The organism is Hymenobacter sp. DG25A (genome assembly GCF_001280305.1).
Classification (GTDB): domain Bacteria; phylum Bacteroidota; class Bacteroidia; order Cytophagales; family Hymenobacteraceae; genus Hymenobacter.
In genome coordinates this window covers 3666217-3691060 of sequence record NZ_CP012623.1, presented here as the reverse complement: position 1 = coordinate 3691060, position 24844 = coordinate 3666217, and the positions used below count along the sequence as shown (strand labels likewise).

Genomic DNA, 24844 nt, shown 5'->3' with positions numbered 1-24844 from the left:
CGGCCGCTCCGGGAGCGGCCGCTGCTTTTATAGGCCGGCTGTATGAAGGGCGGCAGGGGTTGCCTGAAGTATGGGTACCTTTGAGCCGGTGCCCCGCCGCGGAGAGTCTTCCGGGCCTTTCCCGCCTGCCCTGCCGGCCCCGCACCACCAACCCCACATCAGCCACTCAGCGGCGCCGCCAGGTGCCGCTACCCTGCCCCATGAGCCAAGCACCCAAGGACCACTCCACCGAGAAAGAGAACCTGCACCCCCGCAACCGCCACCGCAACCGCTACGATTTCCCGCAGCTCATCCAAAACAATCCTGATCTGGCGGCCTTTGTAGCGGTCAATCAATACAACGACGAGAGCATCGACTTTGCCAACCCGGAGGCGGTGAAGGCACTGAACAAGGCGCTGCTGAAGCAGTTCTACGGCATTCAGCACTGGGATATTCCGGCGGGCTACCTCACGCCGCCCATTCCCGGCCGCGCCAACTACGTCCATTATCTGGCCGACCTGCTGGGCTCTTCCAACGAGGGCGTGGTGCCTACCGGCAAAAGCATTCGGGTGCTGGATGTGGGTATGGGCGCCAACTGCATTTACCCCATCATTGGGCACCGGGAGTACGGCTGGAAGTTTGTGGGCGCCGATGTAGACCCGGTGGCCGTGCGCATGGCCAAGCAGATTGTGGCCAGTAACCCCTCCCTCAGCGGAGCAGTGGAGATACGCCACCAACCCGTGCCCAACGATATTTTCGACGGGATAATAAAGCCCAACGAGGTGTACGACCTGACCATGTGCAACCCGCCGTTTCATGGCTCGCAGGCCGAGGCCGAAGCGGCTACCCGACGCAAGGAACACAACCTGGGCACCGGCAAAAGCACGCCCAAGCCCGAGCCCAACTTCGGGGGCCAGTCGAACGAGCTGTGGTACCCGGGCGGCGAGGCCACCTTCCTGTGGCGCATGGCCGAAGACAGCGCCCTGTTCCGCACCAAGTGCTTCTGGTTTACCACGCTGGTATCTAAAAAGGAAACCCTGCCCGGCCTGTATAAGTCGCTGAAAAAGCTGGGGGCCGTAGAGGTGCGCACCATTACCATGACGCAGGGCCAGAAAGTCAGCCGCCTGGTAGCCTGGACGTATCTGGATGCCGAGCAGCAGCAAGCCTGGCGCGAGAAGCGCTGGGGAGTTAAGCCCACTGCTACGGAATAACCTTATCAGCAAGGGCGCGGATTTTACGCGCCCTTTGGGCTTGAATATCCAGGAAAAAGCCGGGTGGGAAGCGTGGCGGGTCGGTCTGACCCGCTGCGCTTCCCACCCGGCTTTTTTTATCAGGTAGTTAGTCCAGGATGTATGAACGTCAGCAGAAAGACGCCATACATTCAGCAGAAAGTGTCATGTCGAGCATGTGGCGCATCAAGCCAGGATCAAGACATCTAGCGTGCTGATGTTGCCATACTATCTGTCATCCTGAGCAAAGCGAAGGACCTTCTCACGGCTGAACGACCATCGTAACAACGACTCGTTCTAGCGTGAGAAGGTCCTTCGCTTTGCTCAGGATGACAGGCGAAGCGAGCGAGATGCTTCGGCAGGCTCAGCATGACCGGTTCTTTTTAGGACGTGCTTTTTCCCAACAACATCAGCACGCGAGATGCTTCGCTTTCAGCTCTGCATGACGGTTGAATGCCGACCAGGAGTCTGGACTGACTATACCCGCCTAGGAGGCGCTGGTGCTGGCGTGGCCTTTCGTGGTCTTTTTGCCCACGCCTTCCAGAGCGGCCAGATTATCTTCTGCCGCCGTGGCATCAGAAGAGGTGTTAACCGGCTTGGCGGCATCCTTGCGGCGCTTGGCTAAGTAGCCCAGGCCCAGCGCTACCAGGGCGGCGCCGCCGGCTACTTTCTGCGTGGTGCTCATTTTGACCCCACCCTTGGTCAGCTTCTTCAGGGATTTGGCGGCCCCGCTCAACAGGGACTTCTTTTTCCCCGCTTTAGGCGCAGCCTTGGTTTTTACGCTGGCGTTGGTCTTGTTCTTCTTTTTCATGGCTTAGGTCGATAAAGGAATAGTGAGGTTTTGATAGGAGCAGCAACCGCAGGGAGGTATCCGCAATTCTGGTGGCGAAGGTTGCCGCACCAGGAATACTTCCTGCAGCTTAGTGAGCAGCGTGGCACAAACGCATAGGCGGCTGCCGGCCGTTATTCGTCATCAGGACTGGCGGCGGGCTTGCGGCCGAAGTCGGGGCGCGGTTTTGCGGCTTTGGGGCTTTTCCGGCCTTTGTGAGCGGAAGCCCCATGGGGAGGACTCACCACTTCGGCATCTATTTCCTCCGTTGTGGCCGCCTCTTTGGCTGCGGCCAGCTGCGGCAACGGAATAGTGAAGCCATGGTAGGTTATCTGCCCGCCCTCGCGTTTTAGCTTGTCATAATACAGGTAGCCGGCGGCCAGCAAAGCCAGACTGCCCACCAGCTTCTGGCCGGTGCTTAGCTTGGCAATTTCATCAGTCACTTTCCGGAACCGCTTAATGGATAAGGCGGCCCCGTCAATGATATCGTCGGAAAAGCCGTTGTCTTTCGAGTTCTTCTTTTTGCGCTTGCCCATAGTGGCGTATTCGCAAGCCCTGCCCACAAGGTTTCCACATGGCCTTAGTTAGGCACTACCTTTTCTTTAAAAGCTTACTTTCTCCAGGTAGCCCTGCTCGAGGCGCTGCCTCCGTAATGGTTGCCAGCTTCGTTGTAAGGCAAGGGTACACCACCCTATCTGTCATCCTGAGCAAAGCGAAGGACCTTCTCACCGCTAAAAGACAAGCGTCACAACGACTCGTGCTAACGTGAGAAGGTCCTTCGCTTTGCTCAGGATGACAGGCGAAGCGGGAGAGATGCTTCGACAAGCTCAGCATGACCGGTAGGTAAGGACCGGTGGTTTGTAACGGGTGGTTTTGACGTGAGGGTTTGTGACCGGTGATTTATGACCGGTGGTTTGTAATGCTTGGTTCGTGATGCTTGATTTCAATAGTAACAGCTATTCTAAAAATAACTCAAGCGCTTCCCAGCAAATCCGTAGTTTGCACTCTGTTGCGTTTATTATCTTATTCTATGTTCTCTGTATTAGTTCGGGCGTTTCTCAGTGGGTTTATTTTCCTCTTCTTCTCCAGCGCCAGCTTCGCGCAAACAGCTCCTACGGAAACGGAGCTAAACAGCTTCTACGACCAGCTGAATGCCTACCGCACGGCGCGCTACCAGCCGCTGCCGGACCTGGAGGCACTGGAACTACCTTCTACCTTTTCGGGGGCCGATTTAAAGGCCCTGCGCCTGCAGGAGCGGCACATTGTGCGCGTAGATCTGGTGTACACGGCCTTCCGCCTCAACCCCACTTTCAATCAGCGGCAGCTTAACCTGAGCCGCATCCGCAACCTGGCCGCCGGGGTGCCGGGCTTGCTGCAGGACGAGTCCGTGACCTGGACGCTGGTAGAGCAAACCGGCTGCAACAGCCCCGCCGCCTGCCAGCCGTTCTTCCACGGGTTTGTGGTGTATGTCAGTAAGCACGCCACCGCCGCCACCAGCCGCGCCGACCTGGACAGCCTCACGCGCAAGCTGCGTCTGCTGGAAAAGAAGCGCCCCAAGGCCACCAAAAAGAGCCAGGGCAAAGCAGTGGCCTGCAACCTGCCCCTGAGCCGCTTCACCAACCGCCAGATGGCCCTCAACCTGCGCCGGGCCTACAAATGCCCGCAGCGCACCCCCCAAATTGTGAAGTTTCAGATGACGGTGGATGCCAGCGGCAAAACCCAGAGCGTGCAGGTGCAGCCCACCAGCAAGCCCTTCTGCACCTCTGAGCTGGAGGAGGCCATCCGCAAGAGCGTGGTATTTGCCTCGGGCTTCCCCATCAACCGCCGCCAGTTTCCGTTTATTGTGAAGGGGGCCGTGCGCCTGCCCATGGGGCCGCTGCAGCTGGTGGGGCAGCCCGATGTGGGCATCACTAACTTTTCCCTGCCCGATTCGGTGGCGCGGCTGTACCGCGTGTTTCTGAAACACAAGAACCCCCAGCACAAGCACGACTACTGCGAGGCGCGCATTACCAAAGCCGGCGAGCTGCTGGCCTCTGCCGATACCGCCGCCCAGGAACCACCCCTGCCGCCCGATGCCAACGTGGTTTCCCGCGTGATGCAGCGCCACCCCGAGTGGAGCAAGGAAGTGGTGGTGACGGACGTAACCGGCAGCATGTTCCCCTACACCTACGATTTGCTGGCCTGGCTGCAGCTCAGCGCCCTCGAAGAAAAGAAAACCTTTGTGTTCTTTAACGATGGCGACGACCAGCCCGACAAGAACAAGCGCGTGGGCAAAACCGGCGGCCTCTACCAGGTAAAAACCGACAGCTACGAGCCCATCAAAAACAAGCTGATTGAAGCCATGAAAGCCGGCGGCGGGGGCGACGCACCCGAAAACGACGCCGAAGCCCTGCTCTATGCCCAACAGCTCACCCCGGCCGCCAACTCCACCGACATTATCCTGATTGCAGATAACTACACCTTCCCCCGCGACGCCAAGCTCCTCAAAAACACCACGGCCCACGTGCGCATTATTCTGTGCGGAGTGCACGACTACATCAACCCGCGCTACCTCGCCCTGGCCCGCAAGCACGGCTTCTCCCTGCACACCATCGAGGCCGACATCATGGATTTAAGCAAGCTGCTGGAAGGCGAAACCATCACCATTCAGGGTCAGCAGTACCAGGTGACGAAGGACGGGTTTAAGCTGGTGCAGAAGACGTAAGGGACGTTTGCTCCTCTCAATGCCTAACGGATAAACTTGTTCAACTCTATTCTATAAAATATATAGTATCTACTAACACAATCACCACCGCAGCAACTTAAGTCTTCTATTCCATATTATTAGTGAGAGTTTCAGTATGCATATAAGGGTTTTATTAATAACAAATAATTTTACCACTGCAAAACATTACCTACTACCCAATTGCAATTCATTAGTTTTTTAATTAAAATACATAAAAGCATATCATGAAAAATATTTCACTACACAAGCAATAAAATTCAATTAAAATTGAGTAAAAAAACGAAACATATTTTTTTTCAAAAACCCTAAATAAAATGAGAATAAAACAATTTAATGCAGAAAAAGTCAATGGATACCTTGACTTTAATATTAATTTCAATGACTCCCTTACTTTTTTGATTGGAATCAATGGAGCCGGGAAAACTACTGCTATAAAATTAATACTTGGGTTATTAAGCCCAAGTTGGATAAATCTCACACAAATCAAATATAAATTTGCCGAAATAACCTGCGACTTAAATGAAGAAACTGTTAACATAAGATCTGAATACATTGATTTAGACAAAATAAAGCTCAGCATCACATATAAAAAAGATAAATTTAAATCAACAACAAGCACTGTAAAAGTGCAAGACTTACCAGTTATTCAATCTAGTGATGTAAGTCGGTTCGAAGTTAGGCAAATAATAAATAGATATGCCCGATATGAAACACACTTTATCGAGCTAGAAGCAGTAAAGAAAATAAGAGAGCTAGCCACTCCAATATTTTTAGGTTTAGATAGACGTATACATCAAGGCTCGGAAATAGATCTGTTAAATATAGACTCATTTATGAGAGATAGAGATTATACAAATGATATTAAGGGAAACCTATATGAAAGCTTAATAGAAATTGAAAATCTAATTAAAACATCTTTTTTAGAGTATTCACAAATACAATCCGAAATAGGAAGTTCATTAAAAAATAAAATCATAAATTCCTCTTTCGAAATAATTCAACACAATGACACCGCAGCATTTAATATAAAAACAGATACAAGTATAATAGATAGAAAAAATAAAATAATTGAAGCGTCAAAGAATTTTGAAATACCTGATTTGGAATCGAAAATAATTACTTATTTTGACAAACTTGATACTATACAGAAAGAATTAGCGGAAGAGAGAGATAAAAATCAAAAACCCGGCAAAAACTCAAATGCATTTATGAGTAAATTAAGTCAATGGTTTATTAATATTCCTCAGCTACAAAGAATAGACAGTATCATTTCAATATATGAGGATGCGCAAAACGAAATTGTAAATCATTATCGCAAGTTTATAGCATTTGAAACACTAGCTAATAAATATTTTGATGAAAACAACAAAAAGTTGTCTATCAAAAAAAATGGAGAAATTGAAATAGAACTACCTAATAAAACACAAAATAGCATTTTCAAACTATCATCAGGAGAAAAGCAAGTAATAATAATGTTAGCCCAACTCATCTTCGGCGAAAAAAGGGAAATTTTCATAATAGATGAACCTGAGCTAAGCCTACATCTGGGATGGCAAGAAATATTTGTTCAAACAATTAAGGAAGCCAGTCCTGAAACCCAATTTATACTAGCTACTCATTCACCAAGCATTGTAGGCAGTGTTGAAAACGAAATTTATTGCGTTGATTTAACAAGTGAAGTGGAATATGCTTAGGTATAAAAGCTCCGTAATTCCAACAATTGCTTTGTTTTTTAAATCAAGCAATGATGTCGATATTTTCATCGAAGACTCCAATGATGAGGAGTTTTACAAAACTTTGTTTTCAAGATTATTAAGCAGTAAAAAAATAAGCAAAATAATTTCTTGCAAATGCAAAACAGAGCTTATCAAAGCTTGCGAGAACGATCAATATGACAGAAAAAGAAAAAGAATCTATGTAACTGATGGGGATCTGGATTTAATCTTCGATAACAATAGAAAAGACTTAAAGTATCTTCACGTACTAAGCAGGTATTGCATAGAAAACTTTTTGCTTGAAGAAACAGGAATCATAGAAACTCTTTATGATAATATAGTTTTAGACAAAGAAGATATAAAGAAACAGCTTGTATTTGATAACTGGCTCAAAGGAATAACCAACCCTTTATTAGAACTTTTTCTCCACTATTCTATCACACATGAGCATAAAATGGGAATAAAAACTGTTTCAACATCCGTAGGAGGTTTTTGCAAACAACATAGAGGCATCACAGTTTTAGATAATAAAAAAATAGAAGACAGAATCCAAGAACTAAGAGATGAAATTATTACTTCTCTAGGTGAAAATATCTACAATGAATCAATATATGAAAAAAGACAAAAATGGCCACCTAATATTAAATCATTAATTACCATAGTATCAGCTAAAGACTATATTCTACCCCTATTAACTTTCAGATTCAAGAAACTAAAAGGCAAAGAGTCCTATAATTTAAAGTGGGAATCATTAAGGATTAGACTGGCGAAAACCTGTGACCTTGACTCCTTAGATGATTTAAAGACAAAAATCTTATCTATATAAGACCAAGTTCTATATCCTATAGTCAAATGCTTAGAATAAAAAAAGAGGCTGATGCTCTGGGAGCATCAGCCTCTTTTTTTATTCTACCGTCTTTCAGCGCAAGCATTACATGTGGATGGCCCGGTTATCCGTCGCAGCTAAGCACGCTTCCTTCATGGCTTCGGCGTAGGTGGGGTGGGCGTGGCTCATGCGAGCTACGTCCTCGGCGGAGGCGCGGAACTCCATGGCCGTTACGGCTTCGGCAATGAGGTCGGCGATGCGCGGGCCAATCATGTGCACACCCAGGATTTCGTCGGTTTCCTTGTCGGCCAGCACTTTCACGAAGCCGTCGAGGTCCATGGAGGCGCGGGCGCGGCCCGAGGCGCGGAAGGGGAAGTTGCCGGTTTTGTAAGCTTTGCCCATTTCCTTCAGCTGCTCTTCGGTGTAGCCCACGCCGGCTACTTCCGGCCAGGTGTACACCACGCCGGGGATGAGCAGGTAGTTGATGTGCGGCTTCTGGCCCGCAATGGTTTCGGCCACAAACACGCCTTCTTCCTCGGCCTTGTGCGCCAGCATAGCCCCCCGAATCACGTCGCCGATGGCGTAGATGCCGGGCACGCTGGTTTGCAGGTGCTCGTCTACCTTAATGCGGCCGCGCTCTTCCATCTGCACGCCAGCGGCTTCCAGGTTCAGGCCGGCGGTGTAGGGCACGCGGCCCACGGCTACCAGGCAGTAGTCGCCTTCAAACTTCACTTCCTCGCCTTTCGGGTTGGTTGCGGTTACCGTCACGGCGTCGCCCTCGCGGGTAGCGCCGGTTACTTTGTGGCTCAGGAAGAACTGAATGCCGATTTTGCCCAGGATGCGCTTCAGCTCTTTGCCCAGGGCGCGGTCCATAGTCGGAATCAGCGAGTCCATGAACTCCACCACCGATACTTTGGCGCCAAGGCGGGCGTATACGGAAGCCATTTCCAGCCCGATTACGCCGCCGCCAATCACAATCATGTGCTTGGGCACTTCCCGGATGTTCAGGGCCTCGGTGCTGGTGATGATGCGCTCCTTATCCTGCGCAATAAAGGGCAGCACGGTGGGCTTGGAGCCGGTAGCAATGATGACGTTTTTGGTCTCAATCTGCTGCTCCTCGCCGCCCGCGGTGGGCTGAATTTTGATGTGGTTTTTGTCCACGAACGAACCTACGCCATGAATGACGTCGATTTTGTTCTTCTTCATCAGAAACTGAATGCCGTCGGTATTGGCCTTCACCACGCCGTTTTTACGGTCGATGAGCTGGTTCATGTTGATCTGCAGGTCGCTCAGCTCAATGCCATGCTCCTTGAAGGTAGTATGGGCATTGTGGTAGTGCTCCGTGCTATCGAGCAGGGCTTTGCTGGGAATGCAGCCCACGTTGAGGCAGGTGCCGCCCAGGGTGTCGTACTTCTCAATAAGGGCCGTTTTGAGGCCGAGCTGGGAGCAGCGGATAGCTGCCACATAACCGCCCGGGCCGGAGCCGATAACGGTAACGTCGTATTGGTTCATATTCAGCGGGTGAGTTCGGTGGAAATCAACGGGCGCGAAGGTACGGATGAATCGGTGGTGCGCTTGGATGAAACCGGAATTTAACGCCGGAAGTTAGCTCCCCTCCTTTTTTAAGGAGGGGTGGCCGCAGGCCGGGGTGGTAAAAGGCGTTGTTTGGTTGAACGAAGCCCGACCCAATTTGCATCAACAATGTGTCATGCTGAGCGCAGCCGAAGTATCTCGCGTGCTGATGTTGCCAAAGTAACTGTCATGCTGAGCGGAGCCGAAGCATCTCTACCGCTTTGTAAGGGTTTACCACACTAGCGAGATGCTTCGGCTCCGCTCAGCATGACGTTTTGGGTAACAACGACTGGTCAACCACCCCTAACCCCTCCTTATCTGAGGAGGGGAACTAGCTTTTTAGCTTTCTGGAATTCTTAGACTGATTTATTCCCTACTCTACCAGCGTGCCGATGTAGTAGTTCTGGGTGTCTACTTCCAGGTTGTCTTTGGTGAGGCCGGGCACGTCAATCGGTTGGAATTTGCGGGTGAGCTTTACGCGCTGGTATTCGCCGCCTTTGGCGCGCAGGCGCACCGGCATATCAAAGGCAGGCTCGTCAGCAATCCAGCGGGCCAGGGTTTTGCCATCGGGGGTGAAGCGCACTTCTAGGGTAGGAATGTTGGGGTGGCGCAGGTACTGGTCGAAGATGGGCGTGAGGTTCTGGCCGCTCTGCTGATTGATGTAGTTGATGATCTGCTCGGTGGTGACGGTCTGGTGATAGAACTGCTGACCCAGGCCGCGCAGAATCTGACGCCACTTCGCGTCATCGTTCACCGTGAGGCGCAGCATATGCAGCATGGCGGCACCTTTGGGGTACATGTCGCCGGAGCCTTCTTTGTTTACCTCATACGGCCCGATAATAGGCTGGTCGTTTTGAATCCATTTGCGGGTGCCGTGGATATAATCGGCTGCAATGGCCGGGCCAGCGTTGCTTTCCACAAACATGGCTTCGGTGTAAGTGGTGAAGCCCTCATGCACCCACATATCGGCAATGTCCTTGGTGGTGATGTTGTTGCCGAACCACTCATGGCCGCTTTCGTGGATGATGATGTAGTCCCACTTCAGGCCCTGGCCCGTGTCAGACCGGTCGGTGCCCAGGTAGCCGTTCTGGTACTTGTTGCCGTAGGCCACGGCGCTTTGGTGCTCCATGCCCAGGTGCGGCGCTTCCACCAGCTTGTAGCCATCCTCATAAAACGGGTACGGCCCAAACCAGTACTCAAACGACTTCAGCATGGGCTTTACGTTGGCAGCAAAGTGAGTTTTGGCTTTGCTCAGGTTTTCGGGCAGCACCCAGTAGTCCAGCGTGAGCTTGCCTTTCTCACCGTCGAAGGTGTCGGCGAAATGCTGGTAGTCGCCCACGTTCAGGGCCACATCGTAGTTGTTGATGGGGTTCGAGACAAACCAGTCGTAGCGCGTGTAGCCGCCTTTCAGCTTGGTTACTTTGCGCAGGCGGCCGTTGGAAACATCTTTCAGGCCCTTGGGCACCGAGATGCTAATGAGCATGGAATCCACCTCATCGGCTTGGTGGTCTTTGGTGGGCCACCACACACTGGCGCCCATGCCCTGGCAGGCAGAGGCCACCCATGGCTTGCCTTTGGCATCCTTGGTAAACACCAGCCCCCCATCCCAGGGCGCTTTTTTGGCCACAATAGGCTGCCCTGAGTAATACACCCGGAACTCATCCTTCGTACCCTGCCTGATGGGCTGCGGAAACGTTACGAATACCGCATTGGCCTCCCGCGTAAACGGCACCGACTGCCCGTGGTAGTCTACCTTCTCCACTTTCAGGTTATCGAACAAATCAAACTGCAGGCGGGTGAAATCCTGGGTGGCCGTGAAGCGGAACTGGTTGGAGCCGCTGAGGGCGCGCTTTTCCACGTCCAGCTTCACATCCAGATGGTAGTAGTTGATGTCGTAGCAGGTGCGCAGGGGCGTGAGTTGCCCCCGCAGCGAGTCGGCGCGGGTAAAGGTGGTTTTGGGCTGCATCAGCTGGGCCTGGGCAGTGGCAGTCAGGCTCAGCAGCAGAATAGTGAGCAGGCGAAGATTTCGGCGCATAAGAAAAAAACGGGGTGCGGAAAGCGTAACAAGGTAAGGCTTCGGCCAAAGACCCCAACCATCAGTCCACGTTGCGGCCGATTATTCCGGCCACAGGAATTTCCGCAAGATTCCGGCGCAACCTGCCGGGTATTCTGGTGTAGGTTTGCGCTGAACTCTGTCCTTCCGTTATGTCTCGTCCGGCTCGCGCCTCCTTTATACTGGCTTTTGCCGCCCTTTATATCATCTGGGGCTCTACCTACCTGGGCATCCGCTTCGCTATTGATTCCATTCCGCCCCTGCTGATGGCCGGCTCGCGCTATGCCCTGGCCGGCGCGCTGCTCTACAGCTTTATGCGGCTGCGCGGCGCCCCCGCTCCCACCGCCCAAGGCTGGCTGCACGCCGTGGTTATCGGGGTGTGCCTGCTGGGCTTCGGCAACGGCGGCGTAACCCTGGGCGAGCAGTATATTCCCACGGGGCTGGCGGCGCTGCTGGTGGCCACGGTGCCCATGTTTCTGGCCCTGTTGGGCTGGCTGAGCGGTATTTCGGCAAGGCCCACGGCCTGGGTTACGCTGGGCCTGGGCTGCGGACTGGCCGGCGTGTATCTGCTGGCGCGTACGCCCGGCGCCTCGCACGTAGCTATTCCCGGCCACGAGGGTATTGGCATTGCCTGCGTGCTCACGGCCGCGCTGGTGTGGGCCATTGGCTCGCTCTACTCCAAGAAAAAGCAGCCGGCCTCCTCCCCTTTTGTGTCGGGCGGGATGCAGATGCTATGCGGCGGCCTAGCCATGATTGTGGTGGGTTTACTGCGCGGTGAGGCCACGGGCTTTCACGTGGCTGCCATCACCACCAAGTCCTGGATAGCCTACGCCTACCTGGTTACGTTTGGCTCCGTTGTGGCCTTCACAGCTTACATCTGGCTGCTGCGCCACGTAGAGCCCGCGCTGGCCGGCACTTACGCCTTTGTGAACCCCGTGGTGGCCGTGCTGCTGGGCTGGGCTTTTGCGGGCGAAACCCTAAACGCCCAGATGCTGGGCGGGGCCGCGCTGATTGTCATTGCCGTAGTGCTGGTAGTATTAGGCGGCCGCCGAAAGGTCCCCGTGCGTCCGCTGGCAGCCTCCCGGGTAGCCTGATGCCCTGTTAGTCCAGCGAAAACCCGGCGGCGGAGAGCGGAATAGTGGTGTGCATGTCGGGCAGGGCCATGCGGGAAGCGCAGCGGGCGCAGCAATGCACCGCGGGCATAGCAGCCGTGGGGCGCAGCAGCAGCACCGGAATCTGCTGATGGTAGGCCAGCGTGGTGGTATGGCAGGTGTCGAAAAAGCGGCAGAGCTGGGCCTCATCAGTAGGAGACAGAATCAGCAGCTGGGCCTGCACGTGGGCGCAGTACTCACTGATGCCCTCCACCATATCATCGTCTTCCAGCAGCTGCACATTCACCTGGGGCCACGTAAGCTGGCGGCGGCTGGCGGCCAGCGCCCGCTTAAAGCCCACCAGATTCTGGCGCTGCTCCCGGCCATATATCTGCACCAGCTCCATCTGCCCGGGCAGGGCATCGGCCAGGGCTGAGAGCCGCGGCAGCGCACTGAGGCTCAGCTGGGTGAAATCAGTAGCAAACACCAGGCGCGTAGGCAGGGGCCGGCGGCCGGGTGGCACCACCAGCACGGGGCAGCGCACCAGGGAGCTTACGCGCACCGGGTGGTTGTCCGTCATGGCCTGGGCGGGGCAATGCGTTTGTTCCAGGCTCATCACCACCAAATCGGCGGCGTTCTGGCTTACTACCTCGGCAATATGCTCGGGCAGGGAGCCGGCCAGCGCCCGGAAGTGGTAGTGCAGGCGGCGGGCATCCTGGCGCACCAGCTGCTGGTAGCGCATGCGCTCCACGTGGTTTTGCATGCGGGTGAGCAGGGCATCTTCGTCGGTAGAGGAAAGCGCGGGGCCGGGCTGGCAGTAGAGCAGCACCAGGTTGGCGCGCCACCGCACGGCCAGCTTGTTGGCGTAGGCCAGCGCATATTCGTCGGAGGCCGTGAGCGTCAGGGGAATGAGAATAGTTTTCATGGGAAGGAGATTTCAGGCCCGAAAATCGACGAAGAGAAAAACGAAAAAGGCTACCGGCACTCGTGCACGGTGAGGGGCTGCGCGGTAGCAGTGGCAGTGACGGTGGCAGTAGGTTGGCTGAGTGCCGGGCTTACATAGGGAATTCCCAGCCCCAGTCCGCGCAGAATAAACAGGGCGGCCATGAGCGTAGCGCCTACCGGCACCGCCGCCCGCAGCCGGGCGCGCCACAGTAGCGGCACCAGTCGGCCCGTTAAGGAAAGAGCCAGCATGAGGGGCACCGTACCCAGGCCAAACAGAGCCATATACAGCATAGCGCCCGGCACACCCGGCGCGCTGATGGCCCCGGCCAAAGCCAGATACACCATACCGCAGGGAAGCAGGCCGTTCAGCAGGCCGGTGGTGTAGAGGGCGCGGGCGGTGGGCTGCTGGAAGTAGTACATCAGCCGGTTTCTCACGGCGGCCAGTACCCGGCTCAACCCCAGAAAATCGGCCACGCGGCCGGTGTAGCGCTCCGGCACGACTACCAGCAGCAGAATCAGCAGGCCAGAGGCAATGGATAGTCCCTGCTGCCAACCGGCCAGGCGCAGGCTCTGCCCCACCACGCCGGCCAGGGCACCCAGCAGGGAGTAGGTTGTTACGCGGCCCAGATTGTAGAGCACGCGGCCCCGCACATAGCGCCAGCCCACGGGGTTGTCCTTGCCCGGCAGTGCCAGCGCAATAGCCCCGCACATGCCTACGCAGTGAAAGCTACCCAGCAACCCGAATAAGAAACCAGCCCAGAGCATGACAAAAAGCGAGCTAATGAAGAAACGATGAGGTGAAGCCGCCTGTTATTGGCAGGCGCCCCGCATATCAATGAACACCAGCCGCCAGCGCCCACCAGCCCCCGCCGATTTGGAGAAGTGGTACTGGTAGCCGGTGCGCGTTTGCAGCACCGAGGCCATGGCGCGCCCCTGCGCGGCCTGTCCCTGCTGCCGGGTACCGCCCTTAAGGGCCGCCTGCGGCCAGAAGTTGAGCGCCCGAAACCCGGTGGCGGGCCCGCTAAAGCAGCCTTCGGTGGAAAAAGTGCCGGCCGGACAAGTGGCCGTGGGCAGTTTATTCACGGCCTTGGGCGCGGCGCAGGTCATCAGGGTTTTTTCCAGGTTGAAAATCGGCTGCTGTTTCTGGCTGCGGAAGTTGCTCACGTTGGCCACCCGGGTGACCAGCGGCGTGTTGCCGGCCTTTTCCAGAATCCAGAGGCCGTATTCCGGGTCCATCAGCAGGTTCAGCACCTGGGCATCGTGGCCGCGCAGGGCGCCGTCCAGCATCAGCCAGGCTCCGGTCAGGGAGGTGTCGGAGGGCATCACGGCGTTTTCGGTTTTAGCCGCGGCCGGGTCGGGTTTGGCCGGCCGGGATGGCAGGACCTTCACCGTTGCCGGACCGGTGGGCTGGTCGGGCATGCCGTTAGGATTCTTGACATCTCCGCAGGAAGCCAGCAGCAGACCCAGAACAGGAAGAAGGCGTTTCATAAGCAGGGCGTGAGATGCGCGGCCCGGTGGGCCGCCGATAAGAAAAAGGTGCCGCCGCGGATTAAGCGGCAAAGCCAGGGAGTGGTCAGATGGAAAGCTCCTTCTCCAGGAAATACTGCTGACCACCGGCCGTAAACTCTACCCGCAGCCGCCACAGGCCGGGCTGCAGCTTGCTGGTGCTCAGCTGCTGCCGGGCCGGCGTGCCCGCGGGCGTGAAGGGCAACCGGAAGTCCAGCTTCTGATCAGAAGGCCGGAAGAAGTGCAGCGTGCCTTGCACCGTTTGCTGCGCCAACGCTGCCGGCAGCTCCAGCGTGATGCGCTGGGCAGCGGCATCGTAGGCCACCTGTACCGGCGCGGGCAGGGCCGCCGTGCGCGCCACCGATTCCATACGCTGCTGGTAGGCCAGCTCCTGCTCGTAGTAGTCGGTGCTGACCAGGTCTACGTTGGTGCGCATGGCCTGCTGCACCATATAGCCAATGTAGCCGGCAAAAAGCACGAAGGCCGCAATAATGGCGTAGGGCCAGATGGTGCGCTTTTGAGGAGAGGTTGGAGTAACCATGAGAAATATGCTTAAGCAGTAGCAAGTGTCATGCAGAGGCGTAGCCGAAGCATCTCGCTAGTGTGGTAATTACTGGGGCAACGTCAGCAAGCGAGATGCTTCGCTTTCAGCTCTGCATGACGGGCTGCTATTGTGTTTCAGCAGCCTTACTTACTGCGGTGGCCCCAGAAACTTGGTGTTGGTTTCCGTAATGAGCTGGCCACCGCTGAACACGCCGATGCGGATTTTCTGGTTGGTAGCGTGCAGCGCCGACTTCGGCAGCTCGGCAAAAAATACCCCTTCCGTCAGGCCCTGGGCCGGCAGCGTGAGGCCGTCTTTACCCACCAGCGCAATGGTGCCGCCGGCGGGTTCCAGCACTTTCAGGGTGATGGGGTACGGGTGGTTGGTTTTGTTGATGACGGAGATATTGTACAGGTTGGAAATGGTGCCCCGCTCGGTTTTCTGGAACAGCTGGCCCGGCGTGCGCAGCACCGTGGCCTCCACGTTGGAGCGCGAAACCAGCAGAAACGTGAGGCCCGCCAGCAACAGCACCAGCACCCCCGACAGCGCCTTCATGCGCCCCGTGAGGCGGAACTTAGTACCATTGGCAATGTCGTTTTCCGAGGCGTGACGGATCAGCCCTTTCGGCAGGTCCACCATGGCCATGATGTTGTTGCAGGCATCGATGCAGGCGGTGCAGTTGGTGCATTCCAGTTGCTGGGCGCCGTTGCGGATATCAATGCCGGTGGGGCAAACCTGCACGCACTGGTAGCAGTCGATACAGTCGCCGGCGGTACGCTCCTGGTTTTTGCGCAGCTTCTCGCGGGGCTCGCCCCGCTTGTAATCGTAGGCTACTACCAGGCTGTCTTTATCCAGCAGCACGCCCTGCAGGCGACCGTAGGGGCAGGCAATGGTGCACACCTGCTCCCGGAACCGCGCAAACACCGAGTAGAACACGCCCGTGAACACCACCATGGAAGTAAGGCCGCCCAGGTGCGCCGTCAGCGGATCGGTAATGATCTTCACCAACGCATCAGACCCAATGATGTAGGCCAGAAAGGTGTTGGCAATCAGAAACGAAATCAGCAGAAACAGCGCGTGCTTGGTAGTTTTGCGCCAGATTTTGTTCCAGGTCCAGTCGGCGCGGTCCAGAGCTTTCTGCTGGGGAGAATCGCCCTCCAGCCAGTACTCTATGCGCCGGAAAACAAACTCCAGGAAGATAGTCTGGGGACACACCCAGCCGCAGAAAATGCGGCCGTACACGATGGTAAACAGGATAATGAATAGCAGAAACGCCAGCGCGCCCACCAGCAGAATAAAGAAATCCTGGGGCCAGAAGATCTGCCCGAAGATGATGAACTTCCGCTCGGGCAGGTTCAGCATCAGCAGCGGCAGCTCCCGGAAGCGCAGCCAGGGGCCCACAAACAGCAGCGCCAGCAGTCCGTAGCTAATCCACTTGCGGGCGCGGTACAGCGGGCCGCTGGGCTTCTTCGGATACAGCCACACACGCTTGCCCTCCGCATCTACCGTGGAGATGGTGTCGCGAAAGTCGTCGTTGGGTTGAAAAGTGGTAACGGACATGGCAGGTGGCGCAAGCTGGGGGCAGTGGCGCCTGAACGGTGAATAACGGGTGCGGGCAGACAGCCCGGATTACAGCTCCTTCTCGCCCTGAGGCTCTTTGGCGCCTGCGGGTTTCGAGCCTTTTAAGCTTTCGATGTAAGAAGACACCTGCAGAATCTGCTTGCTGGCCAGCTTGCCCTTCCAGGCCACCATGCCTTTGCTGGTGACGCCGAACTTGATGGTTTTGTACACGTGGTTGATATCGCCGCCATGCAGCCAGAATTCGTCGGTGAGGTTGGGGCCTACTTTGCCCTCGGCACTGGCGCCGTGGCAGGGCGCGCAGTTGGTGGCGAAGATGGTTTTACCCGCATCCAGGTCGGCGGGGGTTTTCAGGGGCGTGTAGGTGGTCAGCTTGTTGGGGTCGTCGGCATCGGCGGAAACCAGCAGGGTAGCCTGGCGCATTTCCGTTTCGTACTCCGCCAGCTGCAGCTGCCCGGCATGGGCCACGTGGTAGTAGCCCATATAGGCAAAGGCAAACACAATGCTGAGGTAGAAGCCATACTTCCACCACGGCGGCAGGTCGTTGTCGAACTCCGTGATGCCGTCGTAGTCGTGGCCCATCAGCTCGTCCTTGTTCTTGCCCACTACCAGGGCTGTGTCGCCGACGAGCAGGCCCACTACTTTGCCGCTCCAGGTGTCGTGCACCGTGGGCAGCTCGTAGAGCCTGCGCAGCTGGGGCTTCATCTTCACCACTATCATGGTGAAGAGCAGTATAAATACCAGCAGCACCAGCAGCAGCGTGCTCAGCAGAAACCAGAACAGCATCACCTGCGTGTCGGCACCGGTGGGTTTGGCGGGGGCGGCGGCTTCGGCCGGCGCCTGGGCCAGGGTCGTACCGGCCTGCAGCAGCAGCGCGGCCGCCAGGGGCCAGCGGGAGGTCAGCTTAGAAGTTAGCATATAGAAGCTCCTTTCTGCGTGGAGAGGTTTTGGTCTTGGGCGGCGGCGTCTTTGGCTGCCGTGGAGTGGTGCACTGCCGAGGCGAGGGAGGCGCCGGTAACCAGCGTGAGCACCAGCACAATACCCAGCACCCCCAGCAGCATCCAGAACAGGATGCTGGAGCCCGAGGTGGCTGGTGCCGCGGCGGGCGTTTGCGCGGCGGCCAGGTAGCCGGTGAGCAGGCCGGAGGCCGTCAGCAGCACGGTGCGTTTGGTTAGCATAGCGCGTCAGATTCGGGTTGGGGGGCCGGGGCTTCGTCGTCGCCGAGCAGGGGCATCAGACTCATGGTGTACAGATGCTGTCGGTTGGCGATAACCACCCAAATCAGCAGGCCCAGGAAGAAGAGAAAGAAGATGACAAAGGAGATAAGCGGGTATATCTCAATGCCGGTAATGGATTCCAAAACGTTCTTGTACATAGCAGTAGTGCAGTTTGAAGGAGTGGATGCCGAACCTTACCGGGCTGCGGCGGCCGCCTGCTCCGGCTTCACTTTGATATCGGTACCCAGCCGCTGCAGGTAAGCAATGAGGGCCACAATTTCCTTGTCCGATTTCACTTCGATTTGCTCCTTCTTCAGCTCCTGCACAATGCCGTCGGCCTGGCGGCGGGCATCGGCCACAGCCTGCTTGTCATAGCCGGCGGGGTAGGGCGTGCCCAGGCTCTGGAGTACCCGAATTTTCTTGGGCAGCGTGGAGTAGTCAATGTCGTTCTCAAACAGCCAGGGGTAAGGCGGCATAATAGAGCCCGGCGACATGCTGGTAGGGTCCAGCATGTGGTTGTAGTGCCAGGAGTGCGGGTACTTGGCGCCCACGCGGTGCAAATCGGGACCGGTGCGCTTGCTGCCCCACAGGAAGGGACGGTCGTACACAAACTCGCCGGCTTTGCTGTACTCGCCGTAGCGCTCGGTCTCGGAGCGGAAGGGGCGCACCATCTGGGTGTGGCAGTTGGAGCAACCTTCTTTGATGTAGAGGTCCCGGCCCTGCAGCTCCAGCGAGGTATAAGGCTTCACGGAGGCAATGGTGGGCACGTTCGACTTGATCAGGAACGTGGGAATCATCTCCACGGCCCCACCAATACCGATGGCCACGGTAGCCCACACCGCCATTTGCACGGGGCGGCGCTCAATCCAGCGGTGCCAGTGGCCGGCATCAGCATGCGGGTCTTCGGCAGCAGGCAGCAGCGCAGGAGCCTGGGCTTTTTCCTCGGCCAGCAGGGAGCCGGCTTTGGCGGTTTTCACCAGGTTGTACAGCATCAGGAACACGCCGCTTAGGTAGAGCACCCCGCCAATGCCGCGCAGGTAGTACATGGGTACAATCTGCAGCACAGTTTCCAGGAAGTTGGGGTACTGCAGCATGCCCTCGGCATTAAACTGCTTCCACATCAGGCCCTGGGTAAAGCCAGCCCAGTACATGGGCAGCGCGTAGAACAGGATGCCGATGGTGCCAATCAGGAAGTGGGTGTTAGCCAGCTTCTTGGAATACAGGGGCGTGCGGTACAGACGCGGCCACAGCCAGTAGAGCATGGCAAAGGTGAGGAAGCCGTTCCAGCCCAGGGCGCCTACGTGCACGTGGGCTACAATCCAGTCGGTAAAGTGGGCAATGGCGTTTACGTTTTTCAGGCTGAGCATGGGGCCTTCGAAGGTGGCCATGCCGTAGGCCGTAATGGCCACTACCAGGAATTTCAGCACGGGCTCTTCGCGCACTTTATCCCAGGCGCCGCGCAGCGTGAGCAAGCCGTTGATCATGCCGCCCCAGCTGGGCGCCAGCAGCATGATGCTGAAGGCCACGCCCAGACTCTGGGCCCAGTCGGGCAGGGAAGTATACAGCAGGTGGTGAGGACCAGCCCAGATGTAAATGAAAATCAGGGACCAGAAGTGGATGATAGACAGGCGGTAAGAATACACCGGCCGGCCCGCTGCCTTAGGCAGGAAGTAGTACATCAGGCCCAGGTAAGGGGTGGTCAGGAAGAAAGCCACGGCGTTGTGGCCGTACCACCACTGCACCAGGGCATCCTGCACGCCGGCGTAGGCGGAGTAGCTTTTCATGAAGCTCACCGGCACCGCCATGGAGTTCACGATGTGCAGCACCGCTACCGTAATGAAGGTGGCAATGTAAAACCAGATACCCACGTACAGGTGCCGCTCGCGCCGCTTGGCAATAGTGCCGAACATGTTCCAGCCGAACACCACCCACACCAGCGTAATGGCAATATCAATGGGCCACTCCAGCTCGGCGTATTCCTTGCTGGTGGTGAAGCCCATGGGCAGGGAAATCAGCGCGCTCAGAATAATCAGCTGCCAGCCCCAGAAGTGCAGCTTACTGAGCTTCTTGGAGTACATGGGCGTTTTGCACAGGCGCTGCAGCGAATAGTACACGCCCATGAAAATACCGTTGCCCACGAAGGCAAAAATCACGGCGTTGGTGTGCAGCGGCCGGATGCGTCCAAACGTGGTGAAGGACGTGTGCATGTTCACATCGGGCTGGGCCAGCTGGAACGCCGCCAGAATACCGACCAACATGCCGGCAATGCCCCAGAAGATGGTGGCAATGCCGAAATCACGAACAATCTTGTTGTCGTAGAAGAACGTCTCGAGGGCCCGCGTGGGTGGTGCCTGCGGCGGGGCAACCTGCGGTTTCGGGTCAACTATCATACAGAAAAGGACCTTTATAGAAGTAGTGGTTTTACTTCTTCAAAGGTCCTTTTCAGGGGGCGGGCAAAAGATGACGAAAGTCAGTTGCCGGTCTGATTGATGTCAGCCCAGCAGGCGGATTATTGCCGGGGCTGGTAGTTATGCAGCAGGGCTTTGCCCCCGGCCACCACCAGTGCATCCTCAACAAAGCCCGTCCAGGGCTCCTTGGTGGTGCCACTGTTATCGGCCAGCTTGCGCAGGGCGAAGGCCCCGAAGGTGCCGGCCAGGGCGCCCAGGCCACCCACCGCCGCACCGCGCAACAGCTTCTGTCGGTTGAGCTTATACAGGGCCGCACCCACCAGCGCGCCGGAAAGCGTGCGACCCATTACACTTACGGGCTCGGTGCGGTTGGGCATTGCAGGCAGCTTGTCGCCCACCATTTCGGCCCCGGCCAGGGCTTTCAGGCCCGTGGAAACAGCACCGCTCTGCAGCCAGCCAAGTTTGGAGTGCGCCAGCCGCCCCGAGGGCTGGTCCCGCAACGCGCCGCTCAGCAGCGCCGGCGCCGACATACTCCGCATGCCGGCAATTACGCCCATGCCCATTGTTTTCCAGAAAGCCGAAGAAGAAGCCATACGTATATCCGTTATATCATCAGAAAGTAAGACTGATGCTTACGGACATCGGCCCCGGATGGCTGCCTTCAAGTAGCGCGAACTGTAATCCGAACAGTAGCACTATAGTCGTGCGCTTAGTCGCATGTACCGCATAGTAGCACGGAAACAGTAGCGCGAAGCTCCGGCTTCGCGTACGAGCAACGCGAGTTCCTACGCGTTGAGAATATGTATGCAGACGCCTGCTACTCGCTACGCTCGTCCGCGAAGCCGGAGCTTCGCGCTACTATGCGGTACGTGCGACTAAACGCACTACGGCTTTTGTGGCGGGTCCAGGGGTTCGTCCTCGAAGAGCATGCGCACGGAGGGCGTATAGGTATCGTCGTACTGCTTGGTGCGCACGGCCCACACAAAAGCCACCAGGAACAGAATGGCCACTATGAGGCTGATGGTGATTAGGCCGAAGATGATTTCCATAAGAATCAGAGGTTGCGTTTGTAGGCGGCGTAGCGCACCAGCAGTGTGGAGAAAATAATGACGCTCAGGGAGCTGATGGGCATCAGAATAGCTGATACGATGGGCGTAAAACGGCCCTGCGTAGCCAGTCCCAGCCCAATACCATTGTAGATAAAGGACAGCACGAACGTGGCTAGCACAATCTGCAGTGAGTCCTGGGTGAAGCGCAGAAACGTGCTTAGTCGGCCAAAGCTGCTGGCGTCCAAAATGGCATCGCAGGCGGGGGAGAAGTTGCTGAGCGTATCGGTGAGGGCAATGCCGGCGTTGGCCTGGCGCAGGGCCCCGGCGTCGTTTAGGCCGTCGCCCAGCATGATGACGGTGCGGCCCTGCTGCTGCAGCTCGGCCACGTAGGCCAGCTTATCCTCAGGGCTCTGACGGAAGCGCAGCTCGGCCTTGGCTCCGAACAGCTCCCGCAGGCGGGCCCGCTCGGAGTCGTTGTCGCCGGAAAGCACGGCCAGCTGGTAGCGCTTGCCCAGGTCAGTCAGGATTTTAGGTAGGTCGACGCGGTACACGTTCCGGAAACGGAAGCAGCCGGTGCGGCCATCGGCCAGGCGCACGTACACCCGGGACTGCATCGTATCTGTAGTAGTGGCGGTATCCGAGGCAGAAGCCAGCCCCACAAAAGCCGCCGAGCCGACACGCCACTCCTGCCCGGCCACCGTGCCGCGCAGCCCCAGACCGGGCGTTTCGCGGAAATCCGTCACCAGGCGGCCTTCGCCGGCCGGCAGCTCCTCCGCCAGCCGTTGGCTCAGGGGGTGGGTAGATTGGGTTACCAGCGCCGCGAGGGCCTGCTGCTCGGCTAAACTCAAAGCGGGGCCTTCGTACTCCACGGCGGAGCGCTTCACGTCCGTGAGCGTGCCGGTTTTATCAAATACGATGGTATCGGCGCGGCCCAGTACTTCTGCTACGGCGGAGTTTTTCAGGTAGAATTTGCGGCGGCCAAACACCGTGAGGGCGCTGCCCAGCGCAAACGGCGTGGCCAGCGAAAGCGCGCAGGGGCAGGCAATAACCAGCACAGAGGTGAAGGCGCGCCACATCATCTGCTGGTCGCGGGGAAACCAGTAGACAATAGTGCCTAAGGCCAGTAGGAGCGTAACGCCCACAAAGTAGCGGCCCACGCGGTTGGCGTAGGTTTCCAGGGTGGCGTGGGTCTGTTTCTGGAAGGTGGGGTTGTTCCAGAGCTGGGTCAGGTAGCCCTGCGACACTTCGCGCACCACCTCCAGCTCTACGGCCTCCCCTACCTGCCGGCCGCCGGCGTACACCACCTCCCCGGCCACCTTGGCCACCGGCGCGCTTTCCCCCGATACAAAGGAGTAGTCAATCTGCCCGGTGCCGCGCATCAGCATGGCATCGGCGGGAATAACCTCCTGGTTGCGCACCCGGATGCGGTGCCCCACCTGCAGCTCCTTCACCGACACCGACTTATCGCCGGCCGGCGTGAGCAGCGTAACGGCCACTGGAAAGTAGGAAGTGAAGTCCCGGTCGAAGCGCAGGGCGTCGTAGGTGCGCTGCTGTACCCATTTGCCAATCAGCATGAAAAACACCAGCCCCGTGAAAGAGTCGAAGTAGCCGGGGCCGCGGTGCGTGAGAACTTCGTACACGCTCACGGTGAACAGCGAAGTCAGCCCCAAACTGATGGGAAAATCGAGGTTGATATAGCGCTGCCGCAGCCCGGCCCAGGCCGAGCGGTAGAAGTCGCGGGCACTGAACAGCAGCACCGGCAAGCTCAGCAGCAAGCTCAGATAGCCGAAGAAGCTGCCGAACTCCGCCGCCAGCTGGCCCGTGAAGGAGAAATACTCCGGAAATGCCAGCAGCATCACGTTGCCAAAGCAGAAAGCCGCCAGTCCCAGCTGGTAGTATATGGTGCGATTCACTTGGGCGGCCGGGCCACCCAGCTCGGCCAGCGTAATCTGTGGCTCGTAGCCCAAAGAGGCCAGCAGCTTCACCACGTTTTTCAGAGAGGTAGCATCGGGCTGGTAGCTCAGGCTGATTTCCTTGCGCAGAAAGTTTACCCGGGCCTCCGATACGCCGGTATCCAGCTGGTATAAGTGCTCCAGCAGGTAAATACAGGAAGCGCAGTGCATCTGGGGCAGCGTGAGCGTAAGGCGGGCCAGCGTATTGCTGCGGAAGCTGAGTAGCTGGGCCTGCACCGCTTCGGAATCCAGATAGTCGAAGCGGCCGGGCAGCTCTACGTCGGCCACTTTGCGGCCGGGGTGCTCGTCCAGGGAATAGTACTGGCAGAGGTTATTGGCCTGCAGTAGCTCGTACACGGCTTTGCAGCCCTGGCAGCAGAAGGGCTGCTCCTGCCGCATAATAGGTTGCCCGGGGCAGTCGTCGCCGCAGTGGGTGCAGGCTACGTGAACGGTAGTTTCAGAAACGGAAGCGGCCACGGCTGGTAAGGACTGATGGATTAAGCAAAGGTCCGGCCCCGGGCGGGGGCAAAACCTGAGGAAAGTCAGCTTCCCGGATGACAGTCATCAGCCCGCCTGCCCGGGCCACGCCGCAATTTTGAATGGTAAATTCGCGGTCCGTTTCCCTTCCCTGCCTACTTTTTGCTATGCGTTCCTCTCAAAGCACCTTATCCCTGCTGCTCGTGCTGGCCCTTTTTGTGTGGGTGGGCATGGTACTGGCTATTTCCTTTCTCGAAGCCCCGCTCAAGTTCACGGCCCCGCACATTACCGTGCCGCTGGGCGTAGGCATCGGCCGCATTGTGTTTCACGCCTTGAATAAAGTAGAACTGGGCCTGAGCATGTTGGCGCTGGTGTGTGCCGGCTGGCTGCGGGTGCCCTCCCGCATCTGGCTAACTTTGCTCACGGCCCTGCTGGTGCTGCTGGCCCAAACCCTGTGGCTGCTGCCGGCCCTGGATGTGCGCGCCGAAGCCTTATTAGCCGGAAGCCCCGCCCTGCCCAACTCCCAGCACGTAGTATATATAATCCTGGAAATCACCAAAGTACTTGCGCTGCTCACAACCGGCGTGCTGGCTTTCCGGCAGGCACAGCGCCGGGCGCTGCAGCCGCTGGCTACGGCCCCGGCAGCGCAGCTTGCCTAAGTTATTCGTCTTTTCGCTTTCGAAGTTTATTGCTCATGCCTTCCCCCGCCCCTCTTTCTGATATCTCCACGGAAGCCGACATCCGTTTGCTCGTCGACCGTTTCTATGATAAAGTAAACGCCGATGCGCTGCTCAGCCCCATTTTTAATGAGGTAGCCCAGGTGCATTGGGAAAAGCACCTGCCCACTATGTACGACTTCTGGAGCGGCCTGCTATTGGGCACCGGCCGGTACCGGGGCCGCCCCTTTCCCAAACATCTGGTGTTGCCCGTCGACAGCCAGCACTTCCGCCGCTGGCTCACGCTTTTCACCGAAACGGTGGATGCTCACTTTGCCGGCCCCGTAGCCGACGAAGCTATTCGCAAAGCCGGCAACATTGCTACCATTTTCGAGTATCGTATCCATCAGGCCCGCAATCCGTTGCAGATTTTATAGCCTAAAACCGGTGATTAGGACGGTTAGAAGAAAAAATTGCAACAAAATTTTTGCAATCG

General features: G+C 56.9%; 23 protein-coding genes. 7 read left to right on the top strand and 16 right to left on the bottom strand.

The features are described 5' to 3' along the window. Positions 1-200: 200 nt before the first annotated feature. Positions 201-1190, top strand: a complete 990-nt coding sequence (gene rlmF, locus AM218_RS15820) for a 23S rRNA (adenine(1618)-N(6))-methyltransferase RlmF (protein ID WP_054415017.1) — start codon at positions 201-203, stop codon at positions 1188-1190. A 505-nt stretch (positions 1191-1695) separates the two neighbouring features. Here the strand turns inward: rlmF and AM218_RS15815 are convergent. After that, positions 1696-2019 (bottom strand): hypothetical protein, encoded by a 324-nt coding sequence (locus tag AM218_RS15815; RefSeq protein ID WP_054415015.1) that lies wholly within the window; start codon positions 2017-2019, stop codon positions 1696-1698. 152 nt (positions 2020-2171) lie between these two features. Next, on the bottom strand, positions 2172-2573 hold the full coding sequence (locus AM218_RS15810) for a hypothetical protein (RefSeq protein ID WP_054415013.1): 402 nt from the start codon (positions 2571-2573) through the stop codon (positions 2172-2174). 494 nt (positions 2574-3067) lie between these two features. On the opposite strand from AM218_RS15810, the gene AM218_RS15805 reads away from it, so the two are divergent. The 3 genes from AM218_RS15805 to AM218_RS15795 all read left to right on the top strand — a co-directional run bounded on the left by AM218_RS15805 (position 3068) and on the right by AM218_RS15795 (position 7303). Further along, positions 3068-4741 (top strand): hypothetical protein, encoded by a 1674-nt coding sequence (locus AM218_RS15805; RefSeq protein ID WP_054415011.1) that lies wholly within the window; start codon positions 3068-3070, stop codon positions 4739-4741. Positions 4742-5076: 335 nt separating this feature from the next. Beyond that, positions 5077-6456, top strand: a complete 1380-nt coding sequence (locus AM218_RS15800) for an AAA family ATPase (RefSeq protein WP_054415009.1) — start codon at positions 5077-5079, stop codon at positions 6454-6456. Further along, positions 6449-7303 (top strand): DUF4435 domain-containing protein, encoded by an 855-nt coding sequence (locus tag AM218_RS15795; protein ID WP_082318276.1) that lies wholly within the window; start codon positions 6449-6451, stop codon positions 7301-7303. The genes AM218_RS15800 and AM218_RS15795 overlap by 8 nt, the downstream gene beginning before the upstream one ends. A gap of 105 nt (positions 7304-7408) precedes the next feature. On the opposite strand, the gene lpdA is transcribed toward AM218_RS15795, so the two are convergent. Together lpdA and AM218_RS15785 are read right to left on the bottom strand one after the other, a co-directional pair. Beyond that, complete coding sequence (gene lpdA, locus AM218_RS15790) at positions 7409-8815, bottom strand: dihydrolipoyl dehydrogenase (RefSeq protein WP_054415005.1); 1407 nt, start codon at positions 8813-8815, stop codon at positions 7409-7411. A 433-nt stretch (positions 8816-9248) separates the two neighbouring features. Further along, positions 9249-10910: a M1 family metallopeptidase gene (locus AM218_RS15785; protein ID WP_054415003.1), complete on the bottom strand. Its 1662-nt coding sequence runs from the start codon at positions 10908-10910 to the stop codon at positions 9249-9251. A 170-nt stretch (positions 10911-11080) separates the two neighbouring features. On the opposite strand from AM218_RS15785, the gene yedA reads away from it, so the two are divergent. Beyond that, positions 11081-12022: a drug/metabolite exporter YedA gene (gene yedA, locus AM218_RS15780; protein ID WP_054415001.1), complete on the top strand. Its 942-nt coding sequence runs from the start codon at positions 11081-11083 to the stop codon at positions 12020-12022. Positions 12023-12029: 7 nt separating this feature from the next. Here yedA and AM218_RS15775 read toward each other — a convergent pair whose 3' ends face one another. The 12 genes from AM218_RS15775 to AM218_RS15725 all read right to left on the bottom strand — a co-directional run bounded on the left by AM218_RS15775 (position 12030) and on the right by AM218_RS15725 (position 23692). Beyond that, a complete protein-coding gene (locus tag AM218_RS15775; RefSeq protein WP_054414999.1) occupies positions 12030-12944 on the bottom strand; it encodes a universal stress protein in 915 nt (304 codons plus the stop codon). A gap of 50 nt (positions 12945-12994) precedes the next feature. Next, on the bottom strand, positions 12995-13729 hold the full coding sequence (locus AM218_RS15770) for a sulfite exporter TauE/SafE family protein (RefSeq protein ID WP_054414997.1): 735 nt from the start codon (positions 13727-13729) through the stop codon (positions 12995-12997). A gap of 45 nt (positions 13730-13774) precedes the next feature. Then, the gene (locus AM218_RS15765) at positions 13775-14452 is read right to left on the bottom strand and encodes a hypothetical protein (protein ID WP_054414995.1); all 678 of its coding nucleotides are present in this window, start codon (positions 14450-14452) and stop codon (positions 13775-13777) included. An 85-nt stretch (positions 14453-14537) separates the two neighbouring features. Further along, positions 14538-15011, bottom strand: a complete 474-nt coding sequence (locus AM218_RS15760) for a FixH family protein (protein WP_054414993.1) — start codon at positions 15009-15011, stop codon at positions 14538-14540. A gap of 150 nt (positions 15012-15161) precedes the next feature. Next, positions 15162-16571, bottom strand: coding sequence for a cytochrome c oxidase accessory protein CcoG (gene ccoG / locus AM218_RS15755; RefSeq protein WP_054414991.1), 1410 nt, complete (start codon positions 16569-16571; stop codon positions 15162-15164). A gap of 69 nt (positions 16572-16640) precedes the next feature. Beyond that, on the bottom strand, positions 16641-17507 hold the full coding sequence (locus tag AM218_RS15750; protein WP_082318275.1) for a cbb3-type cytochrome c oxidase N-terminal domain-containing protein: 867 nt from the start codon (positions 17505-17507) through the stop codon (positions 16641-16643). Beyond that, entirely contained in the window at positions 17501-17767 is a 267-nt protein-coding gene (locus tag AM218_RS15745) for a hypothetical protein (protein ID WP_054414989.1), read from the bottom strand. The genes AM218_RS15750 and AM218_RS15745 overlap by 7 nt, the downstream gene beginning before the upstream one ends. Next, positions 17761-17964, bottom strand: coding sequence for a hypothetical protein (locus tag AM218_RS15740; protein ID WP_054414988.1), 204 nt, complete (start codon positions 17962-17964; stop codon positions 17761-17763). The genes AM218_RS15745 and AM218_RS15740 overlap by 7 nt, the downstream gene beginning before the upstream one ends. 36 nt (positions 17965-18000) lie before the next feature. Then, positions 18001-20196, bottom strand: coding sequence for a cytochrome-c oxidase, cbb3-type subunit I (gene ccoN / locus AM218_RS15735; protein ID WP_054414986.1), 2196 nt, complete (start codon positions 20194-20196; stop codon positions 18001-18003). 119 nt (positions 20197-20315) lie between these two features. Beyond that, on the bottom strand, positions 20316-20807 hold the full coding sequence (locus AM218_RS15730) for a DUF4126 family protein (protein ID WP_054414984.1): 492 nt from the start codon (positions 20805-20807) through the stop codon (positions 20316-20318). Between the two features lie 291 nt (positions 20808-21098). Continuing rightward, positions 21099-21263, bottom strand: a complete 165-nt coding sequence (ccoS, locus tag AM218_RS16450) for a cbb3-type cytochrome oxidase assembly protein CcoS (RefSeq protein ID WP_071843818.1) — start codon at positions 21261-21263, stop codon at positions 21099-21101. Positions 21264-21268: 5 nt separating this feature from the next. Continuing rightward, positions 21269-23692 (bottom strand): heavy metal translocating P-type ATPase, encoded by a 2424-nt coding sequence (locus tag AM218_RS15725; protein ID WP_054414982.1) that lies wholly within the window; start codon positions 23690-23692, stop codon positions 21269-21271. A gap of 167 nt (positions 23693-23859) precedes the next feature. Between AM218_RS15725 and AM218_RS15720 the strand changes: the two genes are divergently transcribed. Together AM218_RS15720 and AM218_RS15715 are read left to right on the top strand one after the other, a co-directional pair. Further along, positions 23860-24351, top strand: coding sequence for a hypothetical protein (locus tag AM218_RS15720; RefSeq protein ID WP_071843817.1), 492 nt, complete (start codon positions 23860-23862; stop codon positions 24349-24351). Between the two features lie 35 nt (positions 24352-24386). Continuing rightward, positions 24387-24785, top strand: coding sequence for a group III truncated hemoglobin (locus tag AM218_RS15715; RefSeq protein WP_054415907.1), 399 nt, complete (start codon positions 24387-24389; stop codon positions 24783-24785). Positions 24786-24844: the final 59 nt, after the last annotated feature.